Genomic DNA, 18,675 nt, shown 5'->3' on the forward strand with positions numbered 1-18,675 from the left:
AAAGTTGCACACGTGTCATGGAACACGGTCTACCGGATCAGGCCGTACCGCGAGGACAACTTCCCAGAATGATCACAACCGAATACGCACCCTAGCCAGCGACTCAGGGCGGTTGTCGGTCCGGCGGCCGGTGTGAAAGCGGCCCACCACCGCGCTCGTAGGCGGGTAGACAGCCAGGATCGCCGAGGGGGCAACCTGCTCGCGAGCGCCCCGGTCGCTGGCTGACTCCCGCTCACCGGGTTCGCCGCTGAGTTGGCGGGCGAACGCGTCCAAGACTTGACGGCCGCTGCTCGCCACACGAAGGGCAGGCAGCGCTTCGGGGGAGCCGTCAGCCACAGGGCTGGAGCGGAAGCGGCCAGCGTGGGACGCGGCGGGCCGAGTGCCCGCTGGGGCCTGGAGGGCCGTCAGGGGGTTGGTCGCCGAGAGGGTGGTGATGAGGGCAGCACTGAGGGACTGCTGGGGCATGCGGCTCCTCTTGCGGTGGCCGACGGGCTGCAACCCGGGCCACCACAGGGTGATGTTGTGGATGGGCGGAGGGGTGAGGGGAGGCGATCGGACGAGTGCGTCGGATCGTGGGAGCCGGACAGGCCGCGGTCTGCGGCGGCGGTACGGCGGAGAAGCTGCGTCAGCATCCAGCGCAGGTGACCTGCGGGCTTGCGGACGGCAGCTGGGGGAAGACCCGTCAGATGGGTCTGAAGGCGACGCTGAGGGCAGTCGCGGCTGGAGGGGCGACCGGGCCCTGAGTGGGCAGCGCGGTGGTGGTGCGGCAGGAGCTGGCCTGGGCGGCGGCACGGCGCTGGGGCGGCACGCGGTTCCTTCCTCGGTGTTTGGTGGGCTGCAACCCTGCACCGTGGTCGATCGTCGTGGATGGGGGTTGGCGGTTGGTGGTCGCGCTGGGTGACGGTAGCTCTGGAGCCCGGCCGCGCCAACTGGCCGACCGGGCTCGGCGAGCGCGGTCGGAGTGGTTCGGCCGTTCTCCAAGAACGATCTTGGGTGACTCCGGGCCATATCGGCGTGCAGCGGTCCGGCGGTGGTCTGGACAGCCCGCTAGTTGATGTGGACTGGGTCGGTCGGCTTCTCGCCACCCTTGAGGAACTCGAGTAGCACCAACGTCGGCCCGTATCGGCGGTACTCGAAGGAGAGTCCGATCGCGATCTTGCCGCGGAGTCTCCTCCGGTGGTCGGGGAACTGTTCGCAGTGCTTCGCGGCGAACTCCAGCCCCTGCTCCATCAGCTCGACTCCCTGTGCGGCCAGGCGGTAGCCGCCGACCACGGTGTCGGCGATGGCCTGCATCCTCTTCTCGTCCGCAGGCAGCGCAGGGCCGAGGAAGTCCTCCAGGGTCAGCTCGAAGACCTTCGCGAAGCCGATCGCCTCGTCGAGGTTGATCCGTCTGCGCGGCTCGCCGCTCTCGATGCGCCAGACCGAGGACTGGTTGATCGGGTAGCCGGCCTTGGTCATGCGCTTGGCCAGCTCGGCCGTGCTCCAGCCACGGGCCTCGCGCTCTAGCCGGACGCGCTCGGCTGCGTGCTCCTCGCTCAGCTCGGCGGCGTTCGCACCGGGGGTGTCGCTGGCGGGGGCGTTCGCCTCCTCGCGGGAACTATCCGGAGCCGCGTCCTGTTCAGACATTCGATTCACCTCGCATCCGCTTCCGTTTCGACTTGCATAGTGGACGGTGGGGTGCCTATGCTGATGCAAGGTGAACGGCTTGTCAAGCTGAAACGAATCAGCTGGCTGATCCCCTGAGACGCTGAAGGCCCCCGGTGCGATCAACACCGAGGGCCTGAGAGGTCCCTACCGCCCATCCACGACGATCGACCACGGTGCCGGGTTGCAGCCCGATGTGCACCGAGGAAGGAACCAACGTTTTCCAGCGTACGACGTCGCCCGCCGCCAGCGCACCCACCTCGGAGCACCCCGCCCCGGTGTCCCTCGCCGCCGCGCGCGGCAACTTCACCGCGCTCATCAGGGCTGTCCCGTCAGCAATGGCACCGTCGCGGGTGCCTGTCCTCGACGGTGAGCCAGCAGCGGGTCTGACGTGTGATCAGCATCTCTGCGTACCCGAAGCTTTGCTCGCGGAGCGCGTGGTAGCTTCCCTGGTCCACGAACTCAATAGGCGACCCCGGCGGTGCGCTAACACCCCGGGGTCCGGCACAAGGAGCAGTAACTCCTGATGCGTGTCCATCGTAGCCGCCATGCGCGCGGCTTCCTTGCCCTGCCCAACACTCTCCTGCAGGACCGCAGGCTGTCGTACACCGCCCGCGGCCTGCTGGCCGACCTTCTCTCGCGCCCGGATGGCTGGCGCGAGGACGGTCGGCAGATGGCCGACTCCAGCCCCCAGGGGCGCACGGCCGTGGCCAAGGCCCTGCGGGAGCTGACCCGGGCCGGCTACTACCGGGTGGAGAAGGTCCGCCAGAGCGACGGCACCTTCGTCAGCACGGCCCACGTGTTCGACACCCCGCAGGCGACCTCTCCGGGTCACGTCCTTCCGGGCTCCGGCCTGGCAGCAGCCGATGCGGCTGGCTCCAACCCCATAAAGGACGGGGAGAAAGAACCCTTCCTCCCCGACGAGCCGTCCGGTGCGACGCCGCACAGCGGCAGAACCACCGAGACGCGGGAGGGCGGGCAGGACACCTCCGACTCCTCCACCACCGGCACCGGCACCGACGACGGCAGTGCCGTCGAGGTCGGTCCGGGCATCCGGGAAGCCGTCGACACGCTCTTCCGGGTGCTGCGGCCAGAGCCGCGTCTGCGCGTCGGCATGGCGGAGGCCCTGGAACTTGCGCCGCTGGTCGCGCGGTGGCTGGAGCAGGGCCTGGGCGAGCAGGACCTCGCCCACGCCGTCCTGCCGGGGCTGCCCGCACGCCTGCACTCACCGAGCGCCCTGCTGCGCGACCGGTTGGTCCGCAAGCTCCCGCCCGCCCAGCAGGAAGCCCCAGCTGCACCGGCATCGCCGCGCTGGAGCGAGTGCACCACCTGTGCGGACCCCGTCCCACAGGCGGGGAACTGCCGCCCGTGCGCGGGCCTCGCACCGCGCAAGGTCGTCGTCGGCACCGGCGAAGCCGCCACCGCACGCGGCATCGCCAAGGTCCGAGCCGCGCTCCACGCCAGCACCACCCGCCTGGCCACCAGCAGAGCCTGACCGCACCTCACGCCCAGCGGCCACGCCAGCATCCCCGGCCAGCCTGCTCGCCACGTGAGCCCGGCGCCGTGCGGCCCGGCATGCCACCCATACCTTCACCCTGTCTAGCCCTGCCGCGCGCCCATGCCCGCCTGCGGCCGGGCCCCCCTCTGGAGCGCCCCACATGACCACCACCGTGATACCCCCCGCCCCCACGCCGGTCACCTTCTGGGACCGCGTCGCGGTCATCACGCTCGGCATGATCGGCTTCGTACTGTCCTACGACGCGCTGCGGCAGATGGCCGTCGCGATCCACGTGCGCGGTCCGCTGACCTACCTGTTTCCGCTGATCATCGACGGGTTCATCGCGTACGGCGTGCGCGCCCTGCTCGTCCTGCGGGCTGCCCCGTGGGCGGCGCGCGCCTACGCCTGGGGCCTGTTCGCCGGTGCGACGGCCGCCAGTGTCTGGGCCAACGCTCTGCACGCCATCCGCCTCAACCACCTGCCGATCCCGGGCGACGGGCTGCAGCTTGGCGACGGCGTCGTCGGGTTCCTGTCTACACTCGCCCCGCTTGCCCTCGGCGGCTCCGTCCACCTCTACATCCTCATCGCCCGCCATGCCCTCGGCACCGGGCTGTCGGCCGACGGTCCCGGCACCGTCGGTCCGGACCGCGAGTCTTCTGCCGACTCCGCGCCGCCCGTCCACGCCGAGCCTCGGTGGGCGGACGACCTCGGTGGTGGCGAGCCGCTGCCGCAGTGTGCCGACAGTGAACATCTGCCGCTCGCGTGGACCAGCGCGACCTCCGTTCCGGACTCGGCAGAAGTCGCCGACTGGGCACCCGGCAACGCGGACTGGCTGGCCGACGACGAGGGGGAAGCCGTCGAAGCTGCGGACGGGGCTGGTGCGAGCGACCGTCCGTCCGCAGCTGGGGCGAAGCCGATCGGGCGGCCCGCGGGCACCTCGATGGAGCAGCTGCTGAAGGTCAGCCATCCGGCGGTCGCCGACAGCCGTCCGCTTCGGCGGACGGGGCGTCCGGTGGGCGCGTCGATGGAGCGGTTGCTGGAGGCCAGCCGGCCTGCGGTCCAAGCTCATGGCCGTCCCAGTCGTCCGGTCGTCGAGCGCGCGGTCCGCGAGGCCAATCTGCCCATGGGCAGTACCCGCTTCACGGTCCTGATGGATCAGCTCCGCAAGGAGTTCCCGCACGATCCGGTCCGCGAGCACCCGCCCACCGACTGACCCCACCCCGGCGACCGGACGGGGGCCGGTCCCTCGTCTGGTCCGGTCACCGGAGTTCTGCCGATGGGCAGAACTCCCGCTGTCCGGTCCGGTCCGCAGCCGTCCACCCGCTGCGGACCGGACCGGGCCTCCTCGCCGAGCACACAACCGGACCGTCCCGTCCCCGGGACCGTGGCTGCCCTGCCCACGAAGCCCGGAACCACCAGGCCAGGCACGGACCCGGACACCGACCACCTGATCCCGACAACCCCAGGAGTACGCCCTGACCGACATCCTTCCTGTTCCGGACCACCGACCTGACGGTGGTGTAACGTTGCTGGACCGCCAAGGAGTTGACCGTCCGACTGTCAACGGCGGAGCAAGCGAGTGCGTGCGGGGCCCCTACGGGGCCACACACGCGGGTGTCCACGCCCAGGGGGGCGTGGACGTGGCGGTGCTGCCGGGGGCGGCAGCACCGGAGCTTCACCGCGGGGGCGCGGCGAAGCAGGAGGAGACGCCCGCCGTCGAGTCGCACCCGTCCGCTCGGTCCGCCGAGCGCGCCCCGCGTGCCGGCGTCCGCCGTACCAGGCGCCGCCGACGCGACAACGACAACCCGAAGACGAAGAAGCTCGGCTTCCGGTGCACCGCGGAGCGGGAAGCGCAGATCAAGCGGCTCGCTCAGGAGGCTGGCCTGAACGTGGCCGACTACCTGGAGCGCCAGGCCCTGGCCCCGGGCGGCGCCGGGACGGTGACCCGTGACGAGCAACTGGACGAGGCCGTCCAGGCACTCGATGCCGCGCGGTTCCAGGTCAGTCGGGTCGGCGTCAACGTCAACCAGATCGCCTTCCAGCTCAACGCCCAGCTCGGCATCGAGTACGGTCCGGCGCAGGTCACCCTGGAGAAAGCCAGGGAGGCGGTGGTCGAGGCCCGCCGGGCTGCTGCCCAGGTCGATGCCTCGGCGATGCGGGTGGCGAAGGCCGGGCGCCGGTGATCACCACCGCCCGCTCGGGTAAGGACACGCTCAAGGCGCTGCAGTACCTGTACGGCCCGGGCCGACGCAACGAGCACACCGATCCGCACCTGGTGGCCTCCTGGGACGGCTTCGCCCCCGACCCGGGCCGCGACGGCGAGGCCACCTTGGCCCAGCTGCGCGACGCCCTGGACCTGCACGTCGTGCGCTACGGCAGGCCGGTCAGCAAGCACGTCTACCACCGTATGGTCCGTGCCGACCCCACCGACCGGAACCTGAGCGACGCGGAGTGGGCGGACATCGCCCGCCGGGTCGTGGCCGCCGCCGGCATCGCCCCCGACGGCGATCCGCACGGCTGCCGGTGGGTCGCCGTCCACCACGGGGACAACCACATCCACATCCTCGCCACCACGGTGCGCGCCGATCTGACCCAGGCCCGCCTGCGGGGTGACCAGTACCGGACGGAGGCCGAAGTAACGAAGATCGAGCGCGAGTTGGGCCTCAAGGACTGGTCCGACACCCGAACACCCCAGTACCGGGCCGGAATCCCCAAGCGCCCCAAGAGCCCGGAGCTGCGCAAGGCCGAGCGCCTGGGGCACGAGGAGACGGGGCGGGCCCGGCTGCGGACCGGTGTGCGACGGGCTCTCGCGGGGGCTGTGGGGGAGGAGGAGTTCCTCGCCCGCCTGGCAGCGCAGGGGATCCGGTGCGAGGTCCGCCGTCTGCCCTCCGGCGACGCCAGGGGCTACAAGTTCGCCCTGCCCACCGGCGAGCCGGGTCCTCCGGTGTGGTTCTCCGGCAGTCAGCTGGCCGCTGACCTGACCCTGCCCAAGATCCACGAGCGGTTCACGGCAGGCATCGACCAGCCTGCGGCCGGCCGCCGGGTCGGCCAGGGGCGACCTGCCACGGTCAGGTGCCGGGCCAGCACCGGCATCGACCGCGCCACCGCCGTCATCGACGACGAGCCCCACGCCGGTCAGGTCGCCGCAGTCGTCGGCGGCACGATCGAGGTCCTCGACACCCTCGCGCTCACCAGCCCGGTCCTGTCACGGAAGGAGATCAACCAGGCCGCCCGGGCCTTGGAGTTCACCGCGATCGCCCGCACCCGCGCCGCCCGGGCCGAGGTGCGGTCGATGCGCTCGGTGGCCCGCGAACTCCTCTACGCCGGCCCTGCCGGAGGCCGGGGAGAGGACGGCACGGCCGCCGCCACGATCCTGGCCAGCCTGATCCTGCTGGCGGTCGTCATCGCCAAGTGGCACGCCGCCCAAGGCCACCAGCACCAGGCCGAGGCCGCACGAGCGGCGGCAGCGCACCTGCGGACCGCCTACGGCAGGCACGCGGGGCGGCCGATCGCCGTACTCGACGTGCAGGGCCGCCACCTGCCCGAGCCGGTGCGGGACCGGTACGAGGCCGAGGTCCGCCAAGCACTGCCCGCCGGCCTGGCCGCCGGGGTGCTCGCGGATGACGGCTGGGCGGCGCTCGCCGCCACCCTCGCCGAAGCCGAGCAGACCGGCCACGACCCGCAGACCCTGCTCCGCGAGGCCGCCGGACAGAGGGAGTTGGCCAGCGCCGACTCGCCAGCCACCGTGCTCACCTGGCGCATCCGCCGAGGCATCCGCCTCCCGGCGCCTGCGGCGGAGGGCACTTCGGCGGACCGCCGCACCGGGGCGGCCCTGTCCCGCACCACCACCCACCGCACCACCGGCATGCCGGCCATCGCGGTCACCCCGCAGCCGTCCGGACCGGACAGCGCGCGCCGCACGCGGTGACCAACCCCGGTGGGCGGGGACGGAAAGCCCCATCCTGCCCCGCCCACCAAGCCTTCCTACCGGCACCGAGGTGACCGGCAGAACCTTCCTCCCCTGCTCGTCCGCCACCCGGCGGTGGCCGGGCAGATCCGCACACCCCCAACCCAGCATCTGGAGACAGCTACTTGCGTTCGATCCCTGTCGTGCCGCGCACCGTGTTCTCGACGTCCCGTACTGCGGAGTTCCTGGACTGGCGGGCCTTGCAGTCCCAGACCGGACAGGTCCGCGAGCGGTTCGGCGATGTCGTGATCAAGGAACTGCTCGACAACGCCCTCGACGCGGCGGAGTCCGCGCGCGTCGCCCCCGAGATCGGCCTCACGGTGTCCTGGGCCGACGATGTGGCGCGTGTGTGCGTGAGCGACAACGGCCCCGGCATCCCGGCCGCGGTCATCGAGCGGATCCTGGACTTCACCCGCAACGTCTCCGACAAGGAGAGCCTGCGCTCGCCGACCCGCGGCATGCAGGGCAATGCCTTCAAGACTCTGCTCGGCATCCCCTACGCGCTCGGCGTCACCGAGCCGGTGGTCATCGAGGCGCACGGGATACAGCACGAGATCGCCGTGTCCACTGACCCGGCGTCCGAGGTCGCCATCCGCCGCACCAAGACCCCCTCCACCCGCACCAGTGGCACGTCGGTCACCGTGCTGCTGCCCGCCGGTCAGGTCACGGCCGAGAAGGCGGCCGGGTGGCTGCGAAAGTTCGCGCTCGTCAACCCGCACGCGCGCTTCGTTGACCACGGTCAGACCGGCGGCGGCGAGGGGGCCGGAATTTACGAGCCCACCGCACCCGAGGGGTGGCGCAAGCCCTGGCCCACCGACCCGACCAGCGCACACCACTACGACGAGCCGGCGATGACGAAGCTGGTCTTCGCCCACATCCGCGAGCACCGAGCGGGCGGCGCGGACCTGACGGTGCGGGCGTTCACCAACACCTTCGCCGGGCTGACCGGCTCGGCCAAGGCCAAGAAGGTCGCCGAACAGCTCCCCGGGATCACGCACCTGTCCGGGTTCGAGGCGAGCCCGGAGCAGGTCCCGGTGCTGCTGGCCGCCATGAAGGAGCACAGCAAGCCGCCCACCCCCTCCTACCTCGGCCAGGTCCACCGCGACCACTACACCCACGTCCTGGACCAGGCGTTCGGCGTCGAGGAGGACTGGCTTCGCGCGCAAGCAGCTCACCGACGCGGCCGGCATCCCGTGGAGCATCGAGGTCACGGTCGCCCGCACCAAGCGACCCGGCGCGGTTGGCTTCGCCGTGAACTACTCGGCGACCTTCGGTGACCCGCTGGCGCACACTCACCTGGCCGGCGACAAGATCTCCGAGTACGGGGTGCTCTCGTTCCTGGCCCAGGCCGACGCCGTTCCCGACCGGAGCAACCAGTTCCAGCGCGCGGCGATCGTTCACCTGGTCTGCCCGGTGCCGCAGTTCACCGACAAGGGCAAGACGACGCTCGTCGTCCCGCGCGAGGTCGCCGACGCTTGCGCCAAGACCTTGACTGCGGCGAGCCGGGTGCTGCTCAAGGACAAGCGCTCCAAGCAGAGCGCCGAGCGGCGCGAGGTGCGGGTGGCGATGCGTGAAGCCGACGCCGAGGCCGCCACCCGGGCCGCGCCGAAGGTGACGAAGAAGGACGCCGTGTCCGCGGTCATGAGCGAGGCCATCGCGCAGGCCCGCGGCGCCGAAGGGCTGTCCTTCTCCTCCCACACCCTCTTCTACAAGATCCGCCCGCTCGCGCTGAAGCTCCTGCCTCCTGGCTCCAAGCTCAAGGCCCCCTATGTCGAGCAGACCCTGATCCCCGAGTGGGAACGGGCCAACGGCCCCATCCATGGCCTCTACCGCGAACCCCGCGGAACCCTCCACCACCCCCACGACCCCGACGGAACGCGGGACGTGCGACTGGGTACCCGCGAGGTCCAGAAGTACCGCCCGCCGCGCTTTAACTACAACAAGATCCTCGTCATCGAGAAGACCGGCCTGTGGCTACCGGTGCACGAGTCCGGCATCGCCGACCAGTACGACATGGCCGTCATCACCAACGAGGGCTACGGCACCGAGGCCTGCCGCGACCTGCTCGCCAAGATGCCCCACGGCGACGTGCAGATCTTCGTCCTCCACGACGCCGACCCCTACGGCTACAACATCGCCCGCACCCTCGGAGAGGAGACCGCCCGCATGCCCGACCACCGCGTCGAGGTCATCGACCTCGGCCTGAGCGTCGACGACGCCATCGCCAAGGGCCTGGAAGCCGAACCCGACACCCGCGACGCCGCCCTGCCCGCCCGCATCCTCCCCCACCTGACCGACACCGCCCGTACCTGGTTCACCGGCGAGCCCTTCGCCTGGCACCCGAACGGCAAGCCCATCAAGTGGCGCTACCAGCGCGTCGAACTCAACGCCTTCTCCTCCCCCGAGCTCATCGCCTACATCAAGGAAGGACTCGCCCGCCACCACGCCACTGGCAAGGTCATCCCGCCCGACCACCAACTGCGCGCCGCTGCCCGGCAGTTCCTGCACCGAAGTGTCACTGCGGCTGTCGGCGAGGCGATCGACGCCATGTTCCCGATGGGCGCGGCCATCCAGGCGGTGCACGCCGGCCTCGACACCGACCACATCGCCAACATCAGCTCGGTGGACCTCGCCCACCTCCACGGCGACCAGCCGAGCCTCTCTTGGGAAGACGCCGTCACCACCCTGGTCACCCGCCGACTGCGTCACCACCCCCAACTCCACACTCTCGCCCGCCAAGCCGTAGCCGCCCAACACGCTACCAACCGCCGATAGCCGGCACCCCCGCCAGGCTGCCGCCCCACCCCGGGCGGCAGTCTGGCGAGCCTGGGAGGACATGCTGACCGCCGCGGCCTTGGGAGTGCCGCTCCGGAATCACCGAAGTGCCCGGCGATGGCGGCAGCTCCAACTGGCTTGCGGGGAAGTCATGGTGTCGGTTCGATGTCTTCTTCGAGGTTCGGGAACGGTGTGACCGCCGGTCGTCTTGTGGTGCTTGCAACCGACACGGAAGGGCACCGCATGACCAACCCCGCCGACCGCAACGCCACCCTCGCCGTCCCCCACCCCGAGCCCCTCAACCCCCGCGGCATCACCATCACCTGCGCCGCGTGCAACGCCGCGCGCGACTGGCTGCTGATCCACGTCCACCCCGACCTGGTCTTCGTGCGCTGCCGCTGCACCCACGAGTGGCGCGAGCACGACCTGGAGGCCGCAGACGTCACCGCCTCGTGTGGCGAAGACCGGCCCGAGCGAGAGTGGGAGTCCTTCGAGGAGATGTACCGAGGCCTCGGCTTCGACGGCCTGTTCCGGTACACCTACCTCTCCGAATAGGTCGAATTACATCCGTTGAGGGGTTCGACACTCAGGATGCAAGGCGCTGCTGGGCAGTTCGGCCGGGGTACAGGCAAAGCCTGTACCCCGGCCGAACTGCCCAGCACCCGTCGGCGTCAACTTCCCTGGCACCGATGGGTGCTGTTCCCTCGATGTCGTCTTCGGCGATCGGGAACACTCCCGTCCAGCGGTGGCTTGTGCGCGCAGCAGACCTGTACCGGATCTATGCCCAGGTGTGAACCTGAACGAGGCCGTGCTTGCCGCTGGTGCGCCACGGCTCCCCGGTGGCGTCCAACCCGGCGACCACCGGTCCGTCGAGGCCGACGATGACGTCGGACTTCAACGTACGCAGGGCCGCCACCGGGGACGGGAAGTGGCCGGCTCTCTCCGCGAACGGAGCCGTGGCGTCCCAGAGTTGGTCGCCGACGAGCCGGCGGTAGTTGAGGTCGCCCTTGAGGATCGTCATCGTGGCGCCAGAGAGCTCGGCCCTGAGGGCAGCGGGCATATCGTGGAACGGCAGCGGCGCGCAGAAGAACTGGTGCGTGCGGACCGCGAGCGTGCCGCTGTTCATCGCCTGCCAGAGCCGACGGCCGATCAGTTCCGCCTCCTGCTCCGGTGCGGTGCGAAGGCGGTCGATGGTCGCGAGGACGTCGGCGGTGGTCGCGTCCGACACGTAGTAGGGGGAGGGCTTGACGTACAGGACGACCTCGGAGGCGAGTCCGCTCGTGAGGAGGTGGTCGACCAGTACGAGGTCGGGCAGCAGCTCTCGCCCGGCGTTGTCCGCGATGACGCCGACCCTCGGGTTGTCCGCTGCGGCGAGAGCCTGCCAGAGGAGTGGGCTGTCGTCCGCGATCAGGGCGGGGGAGTGGATGTCTCCGGTCAAGGCGGTGATCTGAAAGCTGAGGTCCGCCCGGTTACCCCAGAGCGCGGACGAGAGCAGCACCTCGGCCCGCTTCTCGGCAGGCAGGGACGGCAGTTCGCGCAGAGCCGCCAGCTCGTCGTCCACCGCTGGGCTGGCCAGTTCGGCATTCTTGAACGGCGCGAACGGGTCGATGCCCTGCCAGGTCCCGGGGCGGAAGTAGCCGGTGGCGTCGAGCAACCTGCGGTAGAAGTAGCTCTCGGCCCACAGGAACGGTGCCTCACCCCACGGCAGGCCGAAGAGGCCCTCGCCCCACTCCAGCCACTGCTCGTGGTCGTGGGCGTTCTCGCTCAGTGGTTCCAGTACGCCGGTGGTGCTCTCGGCAAGCAGCCGCTCGACCGCAGCCCGCTCGGCAGGCCCGTACGGCAGGGCGTCGAGCACCTGCTGGACGAGCTTCGGGTGGCGCTCGTGGAAGACGCCCCAGGCGAAGGACCCGGGGGCATCACTCAGGATCGTGGGTGCAGGGGACACGTTCAGGCTCGTCCTTCTCATCGTCGGCCGTCGCTAGGACCCGTGAGGGAGCCAGCGACGAATTCGTCAACGGTGGGGTCGCCATGGCTCAGCCGCAGCGACACCGGGCCGGCCGCGCTCCCGACCAGCACACGGCCCGTGCCAGGATCGGCGGCGGCGCAGTTCAGCGTCGCGTCGACACGGATCTCGGCGAGCTGGCCCTGTTGGCTGAGAGACCAGGCCCTGACCGTTCCGTCGGCCGCTGCCGACACCAGACGATCAGGGTCCTCTGAGAACGCCACCATGAGGACCCGCCCCGCGTGGCCGGGCAGGTGCCCGACGAACTGCTCGGTCCGGACGTCGCGGAGGTGGATCTCGCCGGTGCCCGAGCCGACCGCGAGGCGGGTGCCCGCAGGGTTGACGGCGATCGACCGCGCCCAGCCTCCGGGGTTCACGAAGCGGCTGAGGTGCTGGCCCGTAAGCGAGTCCCAGAGGTGCACGGTGCCGTCGCCGCCGCTTGCCGCGAGCAGGTTTCCGTCGGCGTCGAACGCCAGTGACCTGACGCGACCGGCGTGGGCCTGCTGCTCCCACAGCAGCGCTCCGGTGGGGAGATCCCAGCACCGGATGCGCCCGTCGCCAGTGCTGGCGGCGAGCCGAGTACCGGCCTGAGGTACGGCGACGCTCCAGCTTCGGGCGACGTCGTCGTTGAGCCGCAGCGTCCAACTCTCGTCGTCGAGTGACCAGACGCGGACGGAGCCGTCACCGCAGGCCGCTGCGACGTACTTCCCGCCGGCGGCCACCGACCACACCCGGCCTGCACCTCCCACCAGCTCGCGGTGCAACGCGGCGGTGGGCAGGTCCAGCAGCTCGATGCGGCCGTCGCCGTGGCCGACAGCCCCGAGGGCGCCATCGGCTGTGATCTGGGTGGACCAGACCGTGTTCGAGCCGTCAGCCATCACATGCAGTCCGTCGGGCTCGGACTTCGTCCATACCCGGAGCGCCCCGTCCTCGCAGCCGGCGACGACCGTGCCGTCGGTTGTGCAGGCCAGCGCCCGGACCCAGTCGACGCCTGGAGGCATCTGGATCTCGCCTGCCGGTCCGTTGACATCGAAGGCCCGGATGACCGCGTCCTCGGTCGCTGCGAGAAGGAGGCCTGACTGTCCGTCGATCACCACCGACCGGACGCGGGAGGGGAGATCATCTACTCGCCGAACCGGGTTGAGCCTTCCACCGCTGGTGTCCCAGAGAACGACGGACCGATCGCCGGAGCCGGACGCGAGGAGGGAGCCGGTGGGAGAGAAGGCCACCGACCGGACCCAGTCACGGTGGCCTGCCTTCTCATCAAGGAGCGCACCTGTCGGTAGGTCGTAGAGGCGGACGAACTCGTCCTCGCCCGCTGTGGCCACGACGCTCGCCGTGGCGTCGACCGAGACTGTCCACAGCGGCGTTCCACATGTCGCCATGCTGTGACTGAGCGTCAGACGCTCGACATTCCAGACGTGCACGCGCCCGTCCTCGGCTGCGGAGAGCAGGCGCTGCCCGTCCGGCGTGAAGTCGAGGCTGCGGATCCGGCGGTCGTGGCCGGCGAGGACGCCGAGGGCCTTGCCCGTGCGTGGTTGCCAGAGGCGGATCAGTCCGTCCTCGCCCGCCGATGCCAGGACCTCGCCGTCAGGCGTCAGCGCGGTGGCGAACACCCAGCCGGTATGGGCGTGGAACGCATGGACCAGCTCGCGCGATGCGAAGTCCCAGACCCGGACGGCGCCGTCCTCACCGCCGGAGGCGACCAGGCCTGCCGTAGTCGCGACCGAGACGACGGCGCCCACATGGCCGTCACCCGAGTGCGTCGCGTCGGCAGATCGTGCCCACGAGGCTTGGAAGCCACCTGCGTTGAGTGAATCCGTGGTGCTGTCGGGCGGCGAGCCGTCGGCCCGTACGAGGGCGAGGGCCAGCGTCGAGGCCATGTCCGGTGGCGTCCGCAGTCCGTGCAGCAGGTAGCCGGCGCTGGTCAGTGTGCTGGCCCTGAGCCAGTCTCGGTGCCGGGGATGGGACTTGGCCTGGAAGGGCTCGACGGTTTGAAGGACGAGTGCATCAGCCCCCAGGGACTGGCTGCCGACGGCCGCAGCCTTGCTCGCGACGTACGAGGTGGAGGACAGCAGGTCCACGAGCTCGTCATCGAGTCCGGCCTCGCGGAGGTGGTACGGCAGTTGCTGCCACGTGTAGGAGTGGGACGCGGGCAGCCGTGACCAGTCCTCTTCAGCAGTGCCTCGGTACGACTCGACCAAGGAGCCGTGCAGGGTCGTCCACTGGTCGCCGACAAGGTGCTTCAGGTAGGAGCGGAAGACGTCGTGCAGGACCACCGCGTCCCGGTCAGCCAGGTACGCGCTGATCAGCGAACGGTCAGCTAGGATCCGGCAGAACTGGCGGACGGCGCTGGCAGACCATCCGTCAGATGCGCGCCACCAGTGGGTGAGCACGCTCAACGGCACGGGCGTCGTGGCGGGAAAGACCGCCAGGGACAGGTAGCGCTCACGCAGCGAGTGGCCGCCGGTGATCCTGACGCCCTCGTCGAGGCTCCGCAGACTGGCGGTGATCGCGTGGCCGATCGCATTGGAGCGCTGGTCCGCGTCCCACACGTCGAAGGCCTGAGGTCCGTGCGCGTGCAGAGCCTCCCTCGCCTCGGAGACCGCACGATCAGCCGAGGCACCGGCGGCCAGGTCGGAGGAGACGTTGGAGCCGACCACGGTCGCCAGAAGCGGCCACCCGCCGCACAGAGCCGCCAGCCGGTCGGCAGCTGGTCGAGTCAGTCGGGAGACGGCGCGCGTGAGCAGTTCGCTGATCTCCGAAGCTGACATCGGCCCGAGCCGCACCACCTGCGCTGTTGAGGGACAGGTGCGGATGTTCCTTGTGGTCACGAGACGGGTGCAGGCGGGCGCGCCGAGAAGGAACGGGGCCAGGTCTGCCGCAGACCAGACGTTGTCGATGACGAGCAGGGCACGCCTGCCCTGCAGGACGCGTGCCAGGTGGAAGCCGGCCTGCTCGGGGTTGGTGAGCGCCGGTCGGCTGCCGTCGAGATGCACACAGAGGTCGGAGATCAACTCCACGACCCGGGCGGCGGTACAGCCTTCCCCGGTCTCGACCCAGAGGATCTCGGGGAACAGCTCACGGACACCCTGGTCCTCGCAGGCCTGGGTGACCAGCGTCGTCTTGCCGAAGCCGCCGGGACCGCACACGGCCAGGGTGATGCCTTGCTCGGACGCGTTCGCCTCGGTCAGCAGGGAGATGACGCTGTCGAAGTCTTCGGATCTGTGGACCAAACCGTGCTCCGGGGGTGGCGCGAGGACGTAGTTTCCCGAGGTGGTCGCTCGATGGCGGCTGGGCTCGCCGAGGAACTCCCGGAAGCGTTCCGTAACGTCCGGGTCCGCTCGGTCGAGGACCGTGTCGAGCAGCGCCTGTGAATCAGGCACGGGGAACAGCTGCTCTCCGCCGGCCTCCCATTTGGACACCGTCCGATCGCTGACACCGAGGTGAGCTGCGAAGGCACGGACGCTCATGCGTAAGGCCTCACGCAGAGCCTTGGCCTCGCGGCCTGACCAGCGCTGCACTGTGCCCACTGAAGCTCCCGCGATCGGTATTAGGACGCTAGCAGCCTATGGCGGGCCGACCCGAGCTGTACGGGCAATGGTTCAGCGGGAGTTCAGCACGAGTGCGACAATCGCCGGCCCTGACGAGCAGCACGCAATCCGGTGGAGCGGAGCTCGGTTCGGTGCTGGTTCGACGGCGGTACGACGCGCGGACCTACGGCAGCGAGCGTTCTGACCGGCAGTCTTTCAGGGCTTGCCCGCCTCTGGGCTACGGGCGAGCAGCGCCATCCGAGAAGGCCCCATCCAGTACTACCTGCACGCGGCTCCGCCCATCGGCGAGCCGGCAACGGAAGGGAACTGATGGACAGCACCTTGACCAGTCTGGCCGGGCAGATCGCCCAACTGGACACCGTGGACTCGACACAGCTCGAGCGGATGCGCCACGAGGCCCTGACCGTTCAGGTCCCGTGGAAGGCGGAGTACGGCGCCTACCAGTCGGGCGGCTGGTGGACGACCTCGCTCATGAACGCCTCCGGTGACGCCGCAGATGTGACGATCGGCGACTGCGCCGCGCAGCCGACCCGGCTGCTGGAACAGATGCCGGCCACCACCGCGCTGCTGGCCGAGCTCGGGCTGAACTACATGTGGGTGCGCCTGGCCCGGCTGGAGGCCAACGCCTTCCTCTGGGAGCACCGCGACTATGACGAGCTCGACCAGATCGAGCGGCACCGGCTGCACATCCCGCTGCACACCAACACGTCCGCGTTCCTGGTCACCGGCGGTGCCAAGGTGCACATGACCGGCGGCCGAATCTGGCGGCTGACGCCAACCTACGCGCACGGGGTGTGCAACCTGCTCGGCCCCGACCGCATCCACCTGATCGCTGACGTGTACGCCGACGACACCTATCGGCGGCTGGCGCGGCGCCCGTCTCTGCACCCGGCGGCTGCCGAGCCGCTGCCTACCGCCGACGAGGCGGTCCTCGCCGAACGGCTGGCGGCCGCCCGGGGGATGGCTGGGTTGGGCTACACCGAGGCAGCCGAGCGGATGCTGCTGCGGCTGTTCTACGCCTACGACCTGCCCGAGGGCACCGTCTATGACCTGATCGCCGAACTGCACACCTCACTCGGCGACATGGAGGCCGCGACGCGGTGGACGGCGGCCAAGAAGCGCCTCCTCGCCCTCGCCGGCTGATCCCACCCAGCCCGCACTGCTCGTCCCCGATTCCCGCAATCCGAACGGAGAACGCGCATGCCCACCCTGGACCAGGCCCTGCACCTGGCCGAACTCGCCGAGGCCAACCGCCCGGCGCAGCTTCCGCTCCTGACGAAGCTCGCCGAGACGCTGGCCGTCTCCACTGCGATCACCCACCTGATGGTCCGCGGTTCGCTGGCACACGGCACAGCCGACCGCCTCTCCGACGTCGACTTCGTCGTCGGCATCCACGACGCCCAACTGCCCGCCTTCGTCGAGGCCCTGGACGACCTGATGTCCGTCGAAGTCGGAGCGCTGCTACCCGGTTGGCGCGACACGATCGTCGCCGATCTCGGCGGAGTCGGGGTGGTCTTCCTCATCCCGTACGAGGGCAGGCTGCACCAGATCGATCTCTATCTTGCGCCGACGTCCCGAATCCCCCACCTGCAGGCGACGGTTGTGACGGCCACGCTCCTCGACCGGCAGTCCGCGCCGGCCACGCGGGAGGCCATCGTGCTGGCCGAGCGCTTTGCCGCCGAGTTCCTCGCCCGGCCGCGCACGTGCACCGAGCTGCTCATCGAACACATGGTGCTGGCCGTACTGTTGCACAAGCGAATCAAGCGCGGCCAGCAGTTCGTCGCATACTCCGAGTGGCACCGGCTGCACACCGCGACGAAGGACCTCATCAAGGCCGTCCTCGCTCCGGCCTCCCGGTTCTGGGGCTGGTACCAGCTGCGCGAGGAGATTGCCCTCACCCCGATCGGCCGGGCCTGCCTGGCCGACCTGGACACGGCGATCACCGGGCCGGCGGTCCCGCAGGCGGCTGACGTCGACACCGCGATCGACCGCGTGCTCGCCCTCGTGGACCGAACCTGCCCGGAGGCTCTCGACGGCCTGCGCGAGGCCGCCACCGCCTACCGCACCTATCTGGAGCTGGTGTGAACGCGCTCCACCTCTCGGGCCCGGCTGCCAGCCGGGCCCGAGAGGGCCGCACCGCGGTCTTCTTCGGCGGCGTCGTCCCCTCCTCCGCCATGGAGGAGAAGCTGGCCGAGGAGATCGGCCGGGCCTTGGCCCAGGCCGGCTACTCGCTCCTCCACGGCGGCTACAACGGGCTGATGGAGGCCGCCGCCCGTGGGGCTTCCTCAGTGGGAGTGGCAGTCACGGCGGTCACCCTGGTCGGCAAGCACGACGAGTGGGGATCCTTCAACCCGCACGCGACCATGTCGGTCCACCTGCCCGACCTCGGCGCTCGCCTCAACCACTACCTGCAGCACGCCGATCTGATCGTCGCCATGGGCGGCGGCGTCGGCACCCTGCACGAACTGACCGCCGCCCTCTACTACGCGACCACCATCCGGCCCGTACCCGTTCACCTCGCCGGGCCGACCGCACTTCGCCTGCTCGCCTTCCTACAAGCCGAGAGGTGGCTGTTCGAGACCCCGACCCGTTCCCTCGGATTCCTCACCGCTACCGAGACGGTCGACGCCTTCCGGACCCACCTCACCATGCTCGACACAGCCTCGATCGGAGGAGCATGACCACCAGCACACCGCAGGCCGGCCTCGCGGCCAGGCTCGCCGAAACCGCCTGCGTCAACGCCCCGTTCAAGCTCTCCGACGGTGCCCAGTTGAACGCCTACTTCGACGAGTACCGCCTCGCCGCCGACCCCGTCCTCCTGCACGACGTCGCCAACGCCATGGCCGCCCTCGTCCCAGACAACGCCCAGGTGCTGGCCGGCATCGAACTGGGCGGTGTCCCCCTCGTCGTCGCCCTGTCCGCAGCCACCGGCCTGCCCGCCGTCTTCCTGCGCCGCCAGCCCAAGCGCTACGGCTCCCGCCAGCAGATCGAGGGCACCACCATCGACGGCCGCCGCACCGTTCTCGTCGACGACGTCGTCCGATCAGGCGGCCAACTGCTCACCATGGCCCGTACCTTGAGGATCGCCGGGGCACCCGTAACCCACGCTCTGTGTGTCCTGGAGCGCCCCCTCGGCGGTCGGCGACTGCTGGCCGACCAGCAGGTCACCCTGCACTCACTGTTCAGCGAGACCGACCTGCCTGCCCAGAGGACTGGTGATGCCGCATGAGGCGGG

14 protein-coding genes are annotated in these 18,675 nt (G+C 70.4%); 11 read left to right on the forward strand and 3 right to left on the reverse strand.

Annotated elements, in window-relative coordinates:
- Positions 1 to 1,047 precede the first annotated feature (1,047 nt).
- Entirely contained in the window at positions 1,048 to 1,539 is a 492-nt protein-coding gene (locus ACIRPK_RS34655) for a helix-turn-helix domain-containing protein (protein ID WP_403046402.1), read from the reverse strand.
- A 631-nt stretch (positions 1,540 to 2,170) separates the two neighbouring features.
- Here ACIRPK_RS34655 and ACIRPK_RS34660 point away from each other — a divergent pair.
- The 7 genes from ACIRPK_RS34660 to ACIRPK_RS34690 all read left to right on the forward strand — a co-directional run bounded on the left by ACIRPK_RS34660 (position 2,171) and on the right by ACIRPK_RS34690 (position 10,439).
- Positions 2,171 to 3,139, forward strand: coding sequence for a hypothetical protein (locus tag ACIRPK_RS34660; protein ID WP_403046348.1), 969 nt, complete (start codon positions 2,171 to 2,173; stop codon positions 3,137 to 3,139).
- Positions 3,140 to 3,302: 163 nt separating this feature from the next.
- Positions 3,303 to 4,355 (forward strand): DUF2637 domain-containing protein, encoded by a 1,053-nt coding sequence (locus tag ACIRPK_RS34665; protein WP_403046350.1) that lies wholly within the window; start codon positions 3,303 to 3,305, stop codon positions 4,353 to 4,355.
- A 427-nt stretch (positions 4,356 to 4,782) separates the two neighbouring features.
- Positions 4,783 to 5,325, forward strand: coding sequence for a plasmid mobilization protein (locus ACIRPK_RS34670; RefSeq protein ID WP_403046353.1), 543 nt, complete (start codon positions 4,783 to 4,785; stop codon positions 5,323 to 5,325).
- Positions 5,322 to 7,070 carry a relaxase/mobilization nuclease domain-containing protein gene (locus ACIRPK_RS34675; RefSeq protein WP_403046356.1) on the forward strand — a complete coding sequence of 583 codons (1,749 nt, stop codon included), beginning with the start codon at positions 5,322 to 5,324 and terminating at the stop codon, positions 7,068 to 7,070. Before ACIRPK_RS34670 ends, ACIRPK_RS34675 begins: the two co-directional genes overlap by 4 nt.
- 182 nt (positions 7,071 to 7,252) lie before the next feature.
- On the forward strand, positions 7,253 to 8,386 hold the full coding sequence (locus tag ACIRPK_RS34680; protein WP_403046358.1) for an ATP-binding protein: 1,134 nt from the start codon (positions 7,253 to 7,255) through the stop codon (positions 8,384 to 8,386).
- A complete protein-coding gene (locus tag ACIRPK_RS34685; protein ID WP_403046361.1) occupies positions 8,361 to 9,884 on the forward strand; it encodes a hypothetical protein in 1,524 nt (507 codons plus the stop codon). Before ACIRPK_RS34680 ends, ACIRPK_RS34685 begins: the two co-directional genes overlap by 26 nt.
- A 243-nt stretch (positions 9,885 to 10,127) precedes the next feature.
- Positions 10,128 to 10,439: a hypothetical protein gene (locus tag ACIRPK_RS34690; RefSeq protein ID WP_403046362.1), complete on the forward strand. Its 312-nt coding sequence runs from the start codon at positions 10,128 to 10,130 to the stop codon at positions 10,437 to 10,439.
- Positions 10,440 to 10,662: 223 nt separating this feature from the next.
- Here ACIRPK_RS34690 and ACIRPK_RS34695 read toward each other — a convergent pair whose 3' ends face one another.
- Together ACIRPK_RS34695 and ACIRPK_RS34700 are read right to left on the reverse strand one after the other, a co-directional pair.
- Complete coding sequence (locus ACIRPK_RS34695) at positions 10,663 to 11,829, reverse strand: damage-control phosphatase ARMT1 family protein (RefSeq protein WP_403046364.1); 1,167 nt, start codon at positions 11,827 to 11,829, stop codon at positions 10,663 to 10,665.
- 17 nt (positions 11,830 to 11,846) lie between these two features.
- Positions 11,847 to 15,419: an NB-ARC domain-containing protein gene (locus ACIRPK_RS34700; RefSeq protein ID WP_403046367.1), complete on the reverse strand. Its 3,573-nt coding sequence runs from the start codon at positions 15,417 to 15,419 to the stop codon at positions 11,847 to 11,849.
- Positions 15,420 to 15,749: 330 nt separating this feature from the next.
- Here ACIRPK_RS34700 and ACIRPK_RS34705 point away from each other — a divergent pair, with 330 nt between their 5' ends.
- Genes ACIRPK_RS34705 through ACIRPK_RS34720 form a run of 4 tightly spaced genes read left to right on the forward strand, consistent with a single transcriptional unit; the run spans position 15,750 to position 18,669 of the window.
- The gene (locus ACIRPK_RS34705) at positions 15,750 to 16,583 is read left to right on the forward strand and encodes an aspartyl/asparaginyl beta-hydroxylase domain-containing protein (protein WP_403046370.1); all 834 of its coding nucleotides are present in this window, start codon (positions 15,750 to 15,752) and stop codon (positions 16,581 to 16,583) included.
- A 57-nt stretch (positions 16,584 to 16,640) separates the two neighbouring features.
- A complete protein-coding gene (locus ACIRPK_RS34710; protein ID WP_403046372.1) occupies positions 16,641 to 17,525 on the forward strand; it encodes a hypothetical protein in 885 nt (294 codons plus the stop codon).
- Positions 17,522 to 18,121 (forward strand): LOG family protein, encoded by a 600-nt coding sequence (locus ACIRPK_RS34715; RefSeq protein ID WP_403046375.1) that lies wholly within the window; start codon positions 17,522 to 17,524, stop codon positions 18,119 to 18,121. The genes ACIRPK_RS34710 and ACIRPK_RS34715 overlap by 4 nt, the downstream gene beginning before the upstream one ends.
- On the forward strand, positions 18,118 to 18,669 hold the full coding sequence (locus ACIRPK_RS34720) for an orotate phosphoribosyltransferase (RefSeq protein ID WP_403046378.1): 552 nt from the start codon (positions 18,118 to 18,120) through the stop codon (positions 18,667 to 18,669). Before ACIRPK_RS34715 ends, ACIRPK_RS34720 begins: the two co-directional genes overlap by 4 nt.
- The last annotated feature ends 6 nt before the right edge of the window (positions 18,670 to 18,675 follow it).

It is taken from the genome of Kitasatospora sp. NPDC101801 (assembly GCF_044766665.1).
Taxonomy (GTDB): Bacteria; Actinomycetota; Actinomycetes; order Streptomycetales; family Streptomycetaceae; genus Kitasatospora.